The following is a 14391-nucleotide window of genomic DNA, read 5'->3' on the forward strand; positions in this document are numbered from 1 at the left end:
AAGCCAATTTCCGGAGAGCAGAGCGGTCGACACACCGCAGCGGCGGGCGGGCATGATCCGGAAGCGAGCGCCGTTATACGGCGGACGCGAGGCGGGGGCCGGCGTGCTCGCGCCGGCGTTTTGAGGGGTGAGGCGGCCGCGGCGGGTCGCCGCTGGGCTTAGTGCTGGCTGGCTTCGAGGTCGCGGCGGAGCGCCTTGAGGGCGTCGATCTCTTTCTGCAATTCGTCTTTCTCGGCCTTGGTTTTGGCGAGGGATTTTTGCTCGAGCAGGTCGTGTTCGTCCTGCAACAACTCGACGCGTTGGGCGGCGATGCGTTCGCGTTCGGTCGCGCCTTGGCCGCCGAAAATGGAGAGGGCTTTGGCGACTTTGGAATTGTTGAGCGCTTTGTCGGCCTCGCTGGATTTGGTGAGTTCCTTCTCCTTCGCGGCCTGTTCTTCGTTGGCTTTCAACTTGGCGTCTTCATCGGTGACGCGGTTGCGGCGCACCTCGAGTTTGGGCAGCATGGTCGCCGGATCTTCGCGCGCTTCGGTGACGTTGTCCTTGGGCTTGTTCACGGGCGCGGGTGCCGGATCTGTTTTGCCGGCGGCGGCGGCAGTGGCCGCGACGGTGGTCTTCGGGGCGTCGGCGGGCGGTGGGGCGAATTTGATGTCCTCGGCGAGACTTTCGCGAATGGCCTCTTTCACGTGATCGCTGGTGCCAGAGTCGGCAGGCGCGGGCGGGGGCGGCGGAGGTGCCGAAGGTTCGGCCGCCAGCGCGGCGACAGCGAGGAACAGGCCGAGCGACGCGAGGCGAAAGGGAGAGGAGGCAAACATGGGGCGCACGGTAGGAGCAACCGCGCGCGAGTCCAGACGAGACGGGATTCAGGCCGGGGGCGTGCCGCGGGGGCGCGGGCGGCGGCGCCAGACGACCGCGACGAAGCCGAGGCCGACGGCCACGAGGGCGTAGGTGCCGGGCTCGGGGACGGGCGAGAACACGACGGGGCCGGAGTAGCCGTCGGCGTAGTGAATCTCGGCGTTGGTCTGCGTGTAACTGCCGGCGACGAGCTGGCCGTTGAGGTAGTGGTTGTTGTTTTCGATGTCGACCAGCGGGGCGAGAATGCTGCCGTAAAAATTGGTGCTCAAGGTGAGCTTGTCGGGGGTGGCCGCGTTGTTGTCGGGCAGGATATTCCAGAGCAGCTGCTGGTTGTTGGAACCGCCGCTGAGGTTATTGACGCCGTCGAAGAGAATTTTGCCGCCGGCGGAAGTCGCGTTGAGGACGTTGATAACGAAGTATTGGTCGGCGGCGAGGTTGGCCTTGATGTCGCTCAGTCGCTCGGTGTTTTGGTCGAAGAAGCCGTCGCCATTGGCATCGTAGTAGCCGTTGACGATGCGACTGGCATCGAGGTTGAAGACGGTGACGCCGGACGCGTTGCTGGTGAAGGTGAGTGTCTGACCGGAGACGCCGATGGTGCCGGTGGCGTTGGCGGCGGCGAGGGCGTTGGAAACGGCGATGAGGCTCGAGCCGACGGAGGACCAGTTCCAGCCGTTGGGCCCGGTGACGGTGCGAGGATCGGTGTAGGCGCGCGCGTCGCTGGTGTTGTAGGCCATCATGCCGGAACCGGTGACGAGCTGGCGTTGGTAATTATTGCCGGCGGGGTTGTAGGTCCACGTCACGGAGCCCGACATGGCGGGCGTTGAGACGTAGCCGTTGTTGATCTGGCTGTTGCCGTTGAAGGTGACGGCGCCGTTGGCGTAGAGCGCGGGGTCGGCGCCCGCGGAGGGGTTGGAAAACAGGCCGATGATGGTGCCGCTTCCGACGGTCAAATTGCCGCCCACGGCGATGCCGCCATCGGTATGGGTGTTGTTGAGCGTGAGATCGCCGAGCGTGATGACGTTATAGGACCGCGTGAGCTGATCGTAAGTCGCGAGTGCTTGATCGGGAGTAAGTTGGGCACGGAGGGGAATCCCGCTACCCAAAGAGAGCAACAGGGCAGCGCCAGAGAGAAGGAGGCGTGACCGATTCACGCAGCGATTCGTAGGGTATTCACTCTAGTCGGGGCAAGTGACTTTTCGCGCTTTCCAGTGATTTGTCGGGTGCGAGGTTGGGCGTGCGTGGGAGCGCGGCCAATTTTCTCCGCGCTTCGTCGGCAAGAGCTTGGCGAATCGTGCTTAGGTCTTTGAAAACGAGAGTCTTGTTTAACAAAGAAGCGTCGATTGTCTGACCAGAATTTGCGGAGATCAACAGGGTCCAAAAGTCGAAAGGCGGTGCGGAGCGCGTCGTGAGGGAGAGCTTTTGAAGCAGAGCGGCGGCTCCGTTGAAGTCGCCTTGGCGCCAGCGAAAGGCGATCAGGGCGAGCGTCGTGGGCGGACTGTCCGGCGATTGCGCGGCGAGAGCGGCAAGACGCGCTTCGACCGCGGGAGAAACGCGGTTGAGCAGGCACGCCGTTTCAATCCAGTGGGCGGCGAGGTCGGCATCGTCGGGTGCTTCGGCCTGCCATTTGCCGTAAAGCCAGAGGAGGTCGAGGTCGTTGCCGCCTCGCACGAAAATATCGCGCAGAGAGGCGTAGGCCCAGAAGCGTTTCGGCGTGAGCGTGACGAGGCGGCGCAGCACCACCGCTGCGGCGGCGTCGTCCTGCCAGATTTGCGCGAGGCGGGCCAAGGTGACGAGTGTCGCGGGGGATTCGCGAGCGGTGTCGAGGGCGTCGGTCCACGTGGCGCGGGCGCGCTCATCGGCGCGGCGTTCGTGTTGGAGACGGGAGGCGATGGCGAGAGGCAGGGCGTTGCCGGGATCGGGTCCCCATGCGCCGGCGAGCAACAAGGTCTGGAGACGGCCGTAATCGCCCGTTTGAGCGGCTAGTTCAGCGGTGACGTCGCGAACGCGGGGCGACGCTGAGAGTGGCGCCGGAAGGGTGTCGAGCCAGGTGAGCGCGCCGGAGGCTTGGCGGACTGATGCGAGCCAACGGGCCGTCAAGCTGACGTCGTCGGCTGACCCTTGGCGGGCGGCGTGCTCCAAGCTCGCGAGCAACTGCGACCACAGGTCGGACGCGGCGACGGGTTGAGGCGCAGCCGGCAAGCGGTCGATGAGGAGGCGGACAACGGTGCCGGCGCGTTCGGGGTCGTTGGAGCGAGCGGCATCGCGGAGGAGTTCGATCGCAGCGCGGACGCGCATGGCGGGATCGTCGAGCAACCCGGCGAGGGAGGCGAGGGCTTGGGGCCGTTGACTGGGGGCGCCGTGCCACAGATCAAGCAGAGCGAGATTGAGCCGCGCGGCGGAGTCGGCTGGCGCGAGCGCGAGGACGGCGCGAAGTTTTTCGGCAAACGCGTCTTCATCGCCCATGGCGCGGGCGAGCTCGGCGGAAAGGCGTTGAATTTCCACGGCGCGGGCCGGAGCGGGCGTGACGTCCTTGAGGGCGTCGAGGCCCGCATCCGGCTGGTCAAAACGAAGGGCGGCGGCAGCGAGTTGCAGGCGGGCGTCGAAGTCGGCCGGCGAAAGGCGCACGATGTTTTCGCGGGCGAGGACGGCGTCGCTCAGACCGAGGCGCTCGAGTTCGGTGGCGACACGGCGCCAAGTAGCGAGATCGCCGGGCGCGATTTCGGTGGCGCGGCGCAGCGCGAGGAGGAGGTTGCGATTATCGTGCTGGCGTGAAAACGCGTCGACTTGCGCCATGGCCTGCTGGTGACGCCAGCGCACCCAGAATGGCTTGCCGATCATCCAGCCGAGAGAAATCACGAGGGCGCACGCGCTGAGAGCGACGAGAAAAATCAACGCGCGGCGCTGATTTTCATACATGCCATCATAGCGGGAGCGCAGGAGATGCCAGAAACGCGAGAACACGAGGAGAAGCGGGAGACTTGCGGTGAAGTGAGATTACGGAAAATAGAAGGACAGGATGCATTCACATTTCGACCGATAGATGCGTCAAGGGGAGGACAAAACGCGGACGGCGGGCGTGGCGGGGGCGGCGCAGAGCGGCGCCTCGACCAAATGGGCGGGCGCGGCGCCGTGGGTCGTGGTCGCGGCGTTCTGGCTGCTGTTATTCGTGCGGTTGACGACGACGTGGCGTGCCAGCGTGGAGCAGGCGCACGGGTGGGCGGTGCCGGGGTTGCTCGTGTACTTTATCTGGGAGCGGCTGCGCAGGGGCGCGCGGCCGGGGTTGGTATCGCCGGGCGGGCGTATTGCGGCGGGGGCGGGGGTGGCGGTCGGCATGGCGGTAATGTGTGCGGTGCTGCCATGGTTTGAAGCGAACCGGATGTGGCCGGCGGCGCAGTGGGTGTTTACGGCGGGCGTGGCGGTCGCGAGCACGGGTGTGCTGGCGTGGGTGGGCGGCTGGCGTTGGAGCGCGAATTTTTTCTTTCCGTGGTTTTTTGCGACGACGGCGTTGCTGTGGCCGACCATGGTGCAAACGCCGTTGATGAACGCGCTCGCGCAGGGCAATGCGCAGGCGACGGCGGAACTGGTTTCGCTGACCGGTCACCCGGCGGTCGCGCGGGGCAACATCATCGAGGTCGGTGCGGGCTTCGTGGGCGTGGAAGAAGCGTGCAGCGGGCTGCGGTCGTTGCAGGCGGTTTGGATGCTGGCGTGGTTGCTCGGCGAACTGGCGTTTTTGCGTTGGTCGCGCCGGGTGGGGCTCGTCGCACTGGCGGTCGCGATCGCTGTGCTGACGAACCTCGCTCGCACGGTGTTTCTCACCTGGCGCGTGGCGGGGGAAGGGTTGGGGGCGATCGAGCGCTGGCACGATCTGGCGGGAGGAATTGAAATGGTGGTGACGCTCGCGGCCGTGGCGGCGGTGGCGTATGGGTTCGCGCGCGGGGAAAAAACGCCGGCGCCTATTCTGGCCCCGCCGAGGCCGGTGTGGCGCGGTCGGTCCGCGGTGGTGTTGCTCGGAATTTGCGGGCTGGCTGAGGGTGGCACGCGGGCGTGGTTTGCGTGGCATCACGAGGAGGGCGGGCGGCAATGGGCCTTGGCGAGCGCGGTGCCGGGATGGCCGTCGGCTCCGATTCCGGAGCGGACGCAGGAGATTCTCCATGCTTCGAGTGCGGATGGGCGGACGTGGGAGCGCAGCGGGGATGATCGGCGCGGTCTGGCGTATGTTTTCCGCTGGGAGAACGACACGGCGGTGGCGATGGAGGCGCGACGGCACGATCCGACGGTGTGCATGCCGGGCCTCGGGGCGGAGCTCGAAGCGGAACTGGCGCCCGTGGTCGTGGAGACTGGCGGGGAGACCGTGCCGTTTCGAGCGTATCGCTTCAGGGCGGAAGGAACGACGCAGCACGTTTTCTTCTGCGTGTGGGATGTGTTTGAGAGCCGCGTCGCGCCGATCGAAGTGGAGAACGAAGTCGCGTTTAGCTATCGTTGGGCCCGCGTGCGGGAAGGACGTTCGCGCGCCGACCTCGCGCAAATTATTTTTGTGCTGCAGGGCGAACCGAGCGACGCTGCGGCGTGCGCGTGGCTGCGGCGGCAGGTCGGGGTGCTTCTCCGGCGAAAATAAAAAACGCGGCCCCGGGGAGAGGCCGCGTGGAGAAACCGAGCGGAGTTGATTTTACAGGCCGCGCATCTTGCCGCCGTAGATCGCGCTGGCGCCGAGCTCTTCCTCGATGCGGAGGAGCTGGTTGTATTTCGCGACGCGGTCGGTGCGGCAGAGCGAGCCGGTTTTGATCTGGCCGGCGTTGGTCGCGACGGCGATGTCGGCGATCGTGACATCCTCGGTCTCACCGGAGCGGTGCGAGATGACGGCGGTGTAATGGGCTTCCTTGGCCATTTCCACGGCGTCGAAGGTCTCGGTGAGCGAGCCGATCTGGTTGACCTTGACGAGAATCGAGTTGGCGGTGCCGCTGTCGATGCCGCGCTTGAGGAACTCGGTGTTGGTGACGAAGAGATCGTCGCCCACGAGCTGGATCTTGTCGCCGATCGCATCGGTGAGTTTTTTCCACGTGGCCCAGTCGCCTTCGGCGCAGCCGTCTTCGATGGAGATGATCGGATATTTCGCGACGAGTTTGCGGTAGAACTCGACGATCTCGTCGCCGGAGAGCACCTGGCCGGAGGACTTTTTGAAGACGTAGTGCTTTTTCGCGGGGACGTAGAATTCGGAGGCGGCGACGTCGAGGGCGAGGTTGATATCCTTGCCGAGTTTGTAGCCGGCGTTTTTGACGGCGGTGGCGATGACGTCGAGGGCGGCCTCGGCGGATTCGAGTTTCGGCGCGAAGCCGCCTTCGTCGCCGACGGCGGTGGCGAGGCCCTTGTCTTTCAGGACCTTCTTCAGCGAGTGGAAAACCTCGCAGCCCATGCGGAGGCCTTCGGAGAAGGTTTTCGCGCCGGTGGGCATGATCATGAATTCCTGAAAATCGATCGGGGCATCGGAGTGCGCGCCGCCGTTCATGATGTTCATCATGGGCACGGGGAGGACTTTCGCGTTCGGGCCGCCGAGGTATTTGTAGAGCGGCTGGCCGAGGGCGGCGGCGGCGGCTTTCGCGGTGGCGAGGGAAACGCCGAGGATGGCGTTGGCGCCGAGCTTCGACTTGGTCTTGGTGCCATCGAGCTTGATCATGGCGGCGTCGATGCCGACCTGGTCGAGGGCGTCGAAGCCGAGGAGCGCGGGGGCGATTTTGCCTTTGACGTTGCCGACGGCTTTCAGCGTGCCTTTGCCGCCATAGCGAAGTTTGTCGCCGTCACGGAGCTCGATGGCTTCGTGTTCGCCGGTGGAGGCGCCGGAGGGGACCGCGGCGCGGCCGAAGGCGCCGGAGGCGAGCTTCACGTCGACTTCAACCGTCGGGTTGCCGCGGGAGTCGATGATCTCGCGGGCGGTAATGGCAGTGATGGAGGTGTTCATTCCAGTGGACGACTGAACACGGGCACCGGGCGCGAGTGAACAAAAAAACGCGCGAGGGGTTTCGCGCGTGGGTAATCTGCCGAGGAAAGCGGGGCGAGCGGCGGCGCTCGCGGGGATATTACGCGAACGGCGGACGGGAGGCGCCGATGCGTTCGAGGAACTGGCGGACGGCGCCGCGATTTGCGCGGAGTTTCGGCGGCAATTGCTCGTTGAAGCCGCGCTCCACGGCGAGGCGGCCGACGGTCATGTTTTCGTAGTTGCGCGTGTTGAGCGCATCGGCGGTGAGCAACTGCAGCGGAATCTGGTCGAGGTGGCCTTCGTAAGCGGCGGCGTGCAGGGGGGTGTCGCCGTTGTCGTTGCGCGTGAGGAGGAGCTCGGCGGTGAGATTTTCGCGCGGGATGCGGTGCAACTGGCCGGTCTCGGCGGCGGCGTGGATCGCGGTGAAACCGGTCTTGCTGGCGATCGTGAGATGGGCGCGGGTCAGGAGTGCGGGGGGAATCTGGTCGAGGTGTCCGGCGATGGCGGCGGCGTGAAAAACGGTGTCGCCGGCGTTGGTGAGCGCGAGCATGGCGTCGGCCGTGAGCAGCGCCGGCGGAATCTGATTGAGGTGGCCGTTGAGAGCGGCGACGTGGAGGACGGTTTCGCCGCTGATATTCTGCACGGCGAGGTGGGCGGGCGAAAACGCGTTGGGCGGGAGGGCGGCGAGCGTGCCGTTTTCCGCCGCCTCGTGCAGGAGCGTGTTGCCGAGATCGGTGCGGTTGAGCAGGACCTCGGAGGTGAGGAGCGCGGAAGGCAGTTGCCCGAGGTGACCGTGGGCGGCGGCGTTGTGGAAGACGGTGTAGCCGGAGTTGCTGCGGGTGAGAAGGGCCGAGGTTTCGAGCACGGCGGGCGGCACTTGATCGAGGTGGCCGGCCATCGCGGCGTGATGAAGGGGCGTGTAGCCGGCGTCGTTGCGGAGGAGCAGGTGCGCGGGCGCGAGGAGATCGATGGGCAAGCGCGAAAGTTGACCGTAGCGCGCGGCGATGTGGAGGGGCGTGGAGCCCGCGGCGTTGCGCACAAGGAAGCACTCGACGGCGAGCGCGGACGCGGAGAAGGGGGAAAAGTCACCCGTGCGGGCGGCGACAAAGAGATCGGGCTGGACCATGTTCCGGATTGCACGCGGAGAGAAGGCCGCGGAAGCACGGCTGGCAAATCCAAAGCCCGGGCGCTGCGGAATTCGTTTTACTTCGAAGGCATCTACTTTTCACCATGCGCCGAATGAGCAACGACGCAGGAGCCCCCGGAAACGCCGAGAAGCCCGCGGTCCTCGTCGTCGATGACGAGCGGCCGTTATTAGATGTGTTTAGCGCGGCATTGTCGGGGGCGTTTGACGTGACGGCGGTGATGTCGGCGCGCGAGGCGGAGTTCGCGCTGCACAAGCGGGCGTTCAAGGTGCTGATCGCCGACCATTTGATGCCGGGAGGAAACGGCATGAATCTGCTGGTGCGGGCGCGGGAGGAGTTTCCGCACATGCAGCGCATTTTGGTGACGGGTTACATGAAGCCGGAAATGCTCATGCGCAGCGTGAACGAGGCGGCGCTGTTTCGGTATCTGCTGAAACCGGTCGCGCTCGCGGAACTGGTCAAGGTGGTGCACGACGCCGCGAAGGCGCACGACGCGAGCGTCGCCGTGGCGGCGCAGTGAGCGGACGCCGGGGCGCGCGGCGCGGTCGCGGCGGTTATTTTCTGAGTTTGGCGCGCAGGTAGGGCGCGGTCGGGCTGGACTTCACTTTGAGCAAGCCCGCGAGTTCGCCTTGGTAAATCAGCTCGCCGCCGGCGGGACCACCGCCGGGCCCGAGTTCGACGACGTAATCGGCCTCGGCGAGGAGATCGAGATGATGCTCGATCACGACGACGGTGTGGCCTTGATCGACGAGGGAATGGAGGACGCGGATGAGTTTTTCGCAGTCGCTCAGGTGAAGGCCGATGGTCGGTTCCTCGAGGAGGTAGAGGTTGCGCACGGCGGTGCCGCGGGAGCGTTCCTTGTAGCTGGGAAGTCCGCGCGCGAGCTCGGTGACGAGCTTGAGGCGCTGCGCCTCGCCGCCGGAGAGCGAGGGCGAACTCTGGCCGAGCGTGAGGTAGCCGAGGCCGCAGTCGACCATGAGCTGGCAGACTTGGGAGAGCTGGGAATGGAAATCGAAAAACGTGGCGGCTTCGTCGAACGTGAGTTGCAGGACCTGCCCGATGTTTTTCCCTTTCCAGGCAATCTCGGCGAGGTCGGGGCTGTAGCGGGAACCGTGGCAGTTTTCGCACGGCAGATAAGTGTCGGGCATGAACGCCATCTCGAGCTTGATCCGACCGGCGCCCTGGCAGGTGTCGCAGCGACCGCCGGCGGTGTTGAAGGAGAAACGCGAGGCGGTGTAGCCGCGCATTTTCGATTCGGGCAACGACGCGAAAAACTGGCGGATGATGTCGAAGATGCCGAGGTAAGTCGCGGGCGTGGACCGCGGGGTTTTGCCGATGGGCGACTGGTCGACCTCGATGACGCCTTTGAACCCGTTTGCGCCGCTGAGTTGGGCGAACGGGAGGCGTTTTTCCTCGGCGTTGAAATGGGTGGCGCGGACGAAACCGCGACCGGAAAGGCGGGGCGTATTCTCCGCGATGGCGTGTGCGACGGCGGGGTGCAGGAGATCGCGGAAGAGCGTGGACTTGCCGGCGCCACTCGGGCCCGCGGCCATGATGAGGCGACCGTGCGGGAGGCGCAGGGTGAAACCGCGGAGGTTGCGCAACGCGGCGCCCTTGAGCGTGAGCCATTCCTTCGGTGAGGCGGGCAGCGGCCGATAACTGCCGCGGAGCGGATGGGTGATGCCGCGCTGGAGAAAAAGGCCGGTGAGGGATTTTTCGCTGCGCTGGATCTCGGCAGGCGTGCCGTTGGCGAGCAGTTCGCCGCCGTGGATGCCGGCGGCGGGACCGAGATCGATGATGCGGTCGGCGCGCGCCATGAGCTCGTCATCGTGCTCGACGACGAGGAGCGTGTTACCTTTTTCGCGGAGCGAGATGAGGGTGTCGATGAGGCGGTCGTTGTCGCGTGCGTGGAGTCCGATGGACGGTTCGTCGAGCACGTAGAGGACGCCCGAGAGATTGGAGCCGAGCTGGGCGGCGAGGCGGATGCGTTGGGCTTCGCCGCCGGAAAGGGTTTCGGTGGGGCGATCGAGGGAGAGGTAACCGAGGCCGACGTGATCGAGAAACTTCAGGCGTTCTTCGATCTGCGGCACGATGTCCTGCACGATGAGCCGGCCGCGCGAGTCGAGGTCGAGCTGATGCAGATGCGCGAGAAGTTCGGACGAGGTGCTCGCGAGGAGTTGCGGCAGAGAAAGTGCGGCGGCGGATTTTGGCGCGGTGGTGCGGGATCTGGCGGGGGCGCGGAAGTGAAGTTTGACGGCGCGCGAGACGCGGTTGAGGCGGGCGCCGCGGCAATCCGGGCAGGGCGTGCCGGCGTCGGAAACGTCGTCGGACGAATCGATGCCGAACTCGCGAAGGCGGGCGGCGGGATCGTTTTCGTCGTCCTCATCGGGCTCGAGCATCCAAGGGAAAACGCGACCGTGACCGCGGCACGTCGGACACCAGCCGCGCGGGGAGTTGAACGAGAAATCCTTGGGGTCGAGTTCGGAAAACGATTCGCCGGTTTCGATGTCGGTGCGCGTGGTGGAGAACCAGGAGAGGACGGCGCCGTCGGGGGTGAGGAGGAAGCACGCGCCTTTGCCGAGGCGGAGGGCGGTGTCGAGGGCGCTGGAGATCGAGCGCGCGGGCGTGGCGCGTGGGGCGGAGGTGCGCGACGGCGGGGCGGCGGCGGCGGATTCTTTCAGGTCGGCAACGACGACCTCGATATCGTGCTCTTTGTAGCGATCGAGTTTTTGAAAGGCGTCAACGGGGACGAGCTGGCCGTCGGCGCGCATGAGTGGGTAGCCCTGTTTGCCGATCCATGTGGCGATGGGCTGATGGTGGCCCTTGCGGCCGCGGATGAGCGGGGCGCAGAGGTAAAGGTGCTTCGCGCGGCGGGCTTTCGGCGTGGCGAGGACGCGCGCGAGAAGGTTCTTGAGCTGGCCGAGCGAGAGCGGCTGCACGGCTTTGTCGGTGTCGGGATGATGCTGAATGCCGAGGCGCGCGTAGAGAAGCCGCAGGTATTGCGCGACCTCGGTGATGGTGGCGACCGTGGACTTGCGGGAGCCGCGAGTGACGCGTTGCTCGATGGCGACGGTCGGTGGAATGCCGGTGAGGCGATCGATCGCGGGGCGCGGGAGTTGTTCGACGAACTGGCGCGCGTAGGGCGACATGGATTCCATGAACCGCCGCTGGCCCTCGGCAAAGACGATGTCGAATGCGAGGGTGGATTTGCCCGAACCGGACACGCCGGTGACGACGTTGAGTTGATGGTGCGGGATGGTGAGCGAGAGGTTTTTGAGGTTGTTCTCGCGGGCGCCGGTGATGACGAGCTCGGCGGGTCGATGGGCCGGTGTTGGTCGATAGGGCGCGGCCTCTTCGGCGGCGGCGAGCGCGGTGGAATTGTCACCTGAGAGGCTGCCATCGCGGAGGGCGGCGCGGAGGAAGGGCGATGTGGCGGTGTCGGCGGCGGCGACCTGCTCGGGGGTGCCTTCGGCGACGATGCGGCCGCCGGCGGCACCGGCGTCGGGGCCGATTTCGAGGACCCAGTCGGCGGACTTGAGGACGTCGAGATTGTGCTCGATCACGATCACGCTGTGGCCGCGGTCGACGAGCGCCTGGAGAACGAAGAGGAGGCGTTTGACGTCGTGGCGGTGGAGGCCGGTCGTGGGCTCATCGAGCAGGAGGAGCGCGCCAGAGGACGGCGGCGCGGAGAGCGGCGAACCCTTCGCGTCGCCGGTGAAGGTGCCGAGGTAGCGGACGAGTTTCAGTCGTTGGGATTCGCCGCCACTGAGGGTGTTGAGGGGTTGACCGAGCGTGAGGTAGCCGAGACCGACGGAGTCGAGGGAGGCGAGGCGGCGGAGGATTTCGGGGTGCGCGGCGAAGAGCGGGAGCGCATCGGTGACGCTCGTGGCGAGCAGGTCGGCGACGGAACGGTCGTGCCACTGGATCGCAAGGACTTCGGGTTTGAAGCGGCGGCCCTCGCAGATGGGACACGGGACGAAAACGTCGGAGAGAAACTGCATCTCGACGCGTTCGTAGCCAAGGCCCTGGCAGTGATCGCAACGGCCTTCGCCGCTGTTGAACGAAAATGAGGACGCGTTGAAACCGGCTTGCTGTGCGGCAGGCGTGGCGGCGTAGAGGTCGCGGATGAGTTCCCATGCATCGGTGTAGAGCGCGGGGTTCGAGCGCGGCGTGCGCGAGAGGGGGGATTGATCGACGAGGACGATTTCGGAAAACGGCGCGTCGGCCGGCGCGGGCAGGATGGATTCGATCGCGGCGGGGTCTTCGGTGAGCTGGAGACGTTGCGCGAGGAGGCCTTGGTAAATGACGTTGTCGAGGAGCGTGGACTTGCCGGAGCCGGAGACGCCGCTGAGGCAGACGAAGCGTTGCAGTGGCAGGCGAAAGGAGAGTGCGGCGAGGTTGTGCTTGGTGGCGTTTTTGAAATGGAGAAACGGAGGCGCGCCAGCGGCGCGTGCGTTCACCGAAACGGGTCGGCGCTGCGCGGGCGCCTCGATCGACTCGCGCCCGGAGAAATACGCGCCGGTGATGCTTTGCGGGGCGCGCAGCATGGCGGCCACGGGGCCTTGGAAAACGATGTGGCCTCCGCGGCTGCCGGGTTCGGGGCCGACCTCGATGACGTGATCGGCGGCGCGAATCATCGCCTCGTCGTGCTCGACGACGACGACAGTGTTGCCCGCATCGGTGAGCGTGCGGATGATGCCGATGAGGCGGTCGATGTCGCGCGGATGCAGGCCGACGCTGGGCTCGTCGAGGACAAAGAGCGTGTCGACAAGAGACGTGCCGAGACAGCTCGTGAGGTTGACGCGTTGGACTTCGCCGCCGGACAGCGTTTTCGAGGTGCGGTCGAGCGTGAGGTAGCCGAGGCCGACCTGTGCGAGATAACGCAGGCGCGTGACGATCGAATCGTAAGCGAGGGACGCGGAGTGCGCGTCGGACGGAGTTTCGTTTAACGGGCGGAAAGCCACGAGTCGGGCGAGCAGTTCGGAAACGGGGAGTTGATAAAGTTCGGGAAGCGTTTGCTGCTGCCATTTCCAGCAGAGCGCGTCGGGTTGGAGACGTTGTCCGCCGCACGCAGGGCAGGGGTTATAGGCGCGATAACGAGCGAGGAAGACGCGCACGTGCATCTTGTAGGTGTTCTTCTCGAGCCAGCGGAAGAAACCCTTCACGCCATACCAATATTGCGGCCACGTCTTGCCGTTTTCTTCGCCGTAGCCGGGCTCGCCGTTGACGATGAAATCGCGCTGCTCGGGCGTGAGGGACGCGAAGGGAACGTTGGTCGGGATCTTGAGGCGACGGGTGAATTTCAGCAGGTCCTTTTTGGACTCGCCGTAGATTTCGCTCTCCCAGCATTTGATCGCGCCGTCGTCGATCGAGAGCGACTGATCGGGCAGTGCGAGGCGGTAGTCGATCTCGATGATGCGACCGAAGCCGCGACATTGAGGACAGGCACCGAGTGGAGAGTTGAAGGAGAAAAGGGGCGGCGTGGCGGCGCGAAACGTGCGGCCGGTGCGGGGCGAATGCAGACCGCGCGAATAGTGGCCGATCTGCTCAAGGGGAACGGTGCTGGCGGTGGCGGCAGGCGTGGCGAAGAGGTAGACTTCGCCTTGCCCGAAATGCAGCGCGGTTTCCGTGGCTTCGAGGAAACGCGACCGCTGATCGGAGCTGAGCGTGACGCGATCCTGGGCGACAAAGATGCGCTCCCGCGGAGCGAGGATGGAGTCGTTGGCCAGAAGGTCGTCAACGCGATGCAGGGCGCAGCGAAGGCCGGCGGAATCGTCGGTGGTCGATTCGGGCACGAGGACGCGAATGTAGGACTGGCCTTTGAGATTCTGCAGGATCTCCGGCCAGGTGAGGTTCGCGGGTTTGACGATTTTGAATGCGACGACAGTGGCGCGGTCAGGGTGCGCGGACGCGGCTTTGGTCCAGATGGTGGCGGGCGTATCGTCTTCGACTTTCTCGCCGGTGGCGGGATCGAAGCACTCGGCGACGTGGCTGAACCAGACTTTGAAGAAGTCGGTGAGCTCCGTCATCGTGCCGACGGTGGAGCGGGAGGTTTTGACGGTGTTGGTCTGCTCGATGGCGATCGACGGGCGGATGTTTTCGATTGAGTCGACCTTGGGTTTGTCGAGGAGGTCGAGGAACTGGCGCGTGTAAGCGCTGAACGTCTCGACGTAGCGACGCTGGCCCTCGGCGTGCAGCGTGTCGAAAACGAGCGACGATTTCCCCGCGCCACTCAGGCCGGTGACGACGACGTATTGCCCGAGGGGCAGATCGAGATCGAAGCCTTTGAGATTGTTTTGGCGCACGCCGCGCAACCGAATGGAGGAGGACGCGGCGAAAGATGCAGCGAGTGACACGGCGACCACCGATGAGCACCCGATGCGAGAATGCAAACAGCGGCGCGGGGAGAGCAGAGCGGGGCGG

General features: G+C 65.6%; 8 protein-coding genes. 2 read left to right on the forward strand and 6 right to left on the reverse strand.

Annotated elements, in window-relative coordinates:
* Positions 1 to 158 precede the first annotated feature (158 nt).
* The 3 genes from K0B96_RS06235 to K0B96_RS06245 are packed head-to-tail and all read right to left on the reverse strand — an operon-like array spanning position 159 to position 3813.
* Positions 159 to 812 carry a hypothetical protein gene (locus K0B96_RS06235; protein WP_220165060.1) on the reverse strand — a complete coding sequence of 218 codons (654 nt, stop codon included), beginning with the start codon at positions 810 to 812 and terminating at the stop codon, positions 159 to 161.
* 48 nt (positions 813 to 860) lie between these two features.
* On the reverse strand, positions 861 to 2003 hold the full coding sequence (locus tag K0B96_RS06240; RefSeq protein WP_220165062.1) for a collagen-binding domain-containing protein: 1143 nt from the start codon (positions 2001 to 2003) through the stop codon (positions 861 to 863).
* A 19-nt stretch (positions 2004 to 2022) separates the two neighbouring features.
* Complete coding sequence (locus K0B96_RS06245; protein WP_220165072.1) at positions 2023 to 3813, reverse strand: tetratricopeptide repeat protein; 1791 nt, start codon at positions 3811 to 3813, stop codon at positions 2023 to 2025.
* Positions 3814 to 3892: 79 nt separating this feature from the next.
* On the opposite strand from K0B96_RS06245, the gene K0B96_RS06250 reads away from it, so the two are divergent.
* Positions 3893 to 5467, forward strand: coding sequence for an exosortase/archaeosortase family protein (locus tag K0B96_RS06250; protein WP_220165074.1), 1575 nt, complete (start codon positions 3893 to 3895; stop codon positions 5465 to 5467).
* Positions 5468 to 5518: 51 nt separating this feature from the next.
* Here K0B96_RS06250 and eno read toward each other — a convergent pair whose 3' ends face one another.
* The gene (eno, locus tag K0B96_RS06255; protein WP_220165076.1) at positions 5519 to 6805 is read right to left on the reverse strand and encodes a phosphopyruvate hydratase; all 1287 of its coding nucleotides are present in this window, start codon (positions 6803 to 6805) and stop codon (positions 5519 to 5521) included.
* Positions 6806 to 6923: 118 nt separating this feature from the next.
* Positions 6924 to 7949, reverse strand: coding sequence for an ankyrin repeat domain-containing protein (locus K0B96_RS06260; RefSeq protein ID WP_220165078.1), 1026 nt, complete (start codon positions 7947 to 7949; stop codon positions 6924 to 6926).
* A gap of 113 nt (positions 7950 to 8062) precedes the next feature.
* On the opposite strand from K0B96_RS06260, the gene K0B96_RS06265 reads away from it, so the two are divergent.
* Positions 8063 to 8488 (forward strand): response regulator, encoded by a 426-nt coding sequence (locus tag K0B96_RS06265; protein WP_220165080.1) that lies wholly within the window; start codon positions 8063 to 8065, stop codon positions 8486 to 8488.
* A 34-nt stretch (positions 8489 to 8522) separates the two neighbouring features.
* Here K0B96_RS06265 and uvrA read toward each other — a convergent pair whose 3' ends face one another.
* Positions 8523 to 14324 carry an excinuclease ABC subunit UvrA gene (uvrA, locus tag K0B96_RS06270; protein ID WP_255558868.1) on the reverse strand — a complete coding sequence of 1934 codons (5802 nt, stop codon included), beginning with the start codon at positions 14322 to 14324 and terminating at the stop codon, positions 8523 to 8525.
* Between the last annotated feature and the right edge of the window lie 67 nt (positions 14325 to 14391).

The organism is Horticoccus luteus, assembly GCF_019464535.1.
GTDB classification, from domain to species: Bacteria; Verrucomicrobiota; Verrucomicrobiia; order Opitutales; family Opitutaceae; genus Horticoccus; species Horticoccus luteus.

Excerpts from the sequence above, each read along its gene's own strand:
- eno (WP_220165076.1), bottom strand. The coding sequence starts at position 6,805 with ATGAACACCTCCATCACTGCCATTACCGCCCGCGAGATCATCGACTCC.
- K0B96_RS06235 (WP_220165060.1), bottom strand. The coding sequence starts at position 812 with ATGTTTGCCTCCTCTCCCTTTCGCCTCGCGTCGCTCGGCCTGTTCCTC.
- K0B96_RS06265 (WP_220165080.1), top strand. The coding sequence starts at position 8,063 with ATGAGCAACGACGCAGGAGCCCCCGGAAACGCCGAGAAGCCCGCGGTC.
- K0B96_RS06260 (WP_220165078.1), bottom strand. The coding sequence starts at position 7,949 with ATGGTCCAGCCCGATCTCTTTGTCGCCGCCCGCACGGGTGACTTTTCC.
- K0B96_RS06250 (WP_220165074.1), top strand. The coding sequence starts at position 3,893 with ATGCGTCAAGGGGAGGACAAAACGCGGACGGCGGGCGTGGCGGGGGCG.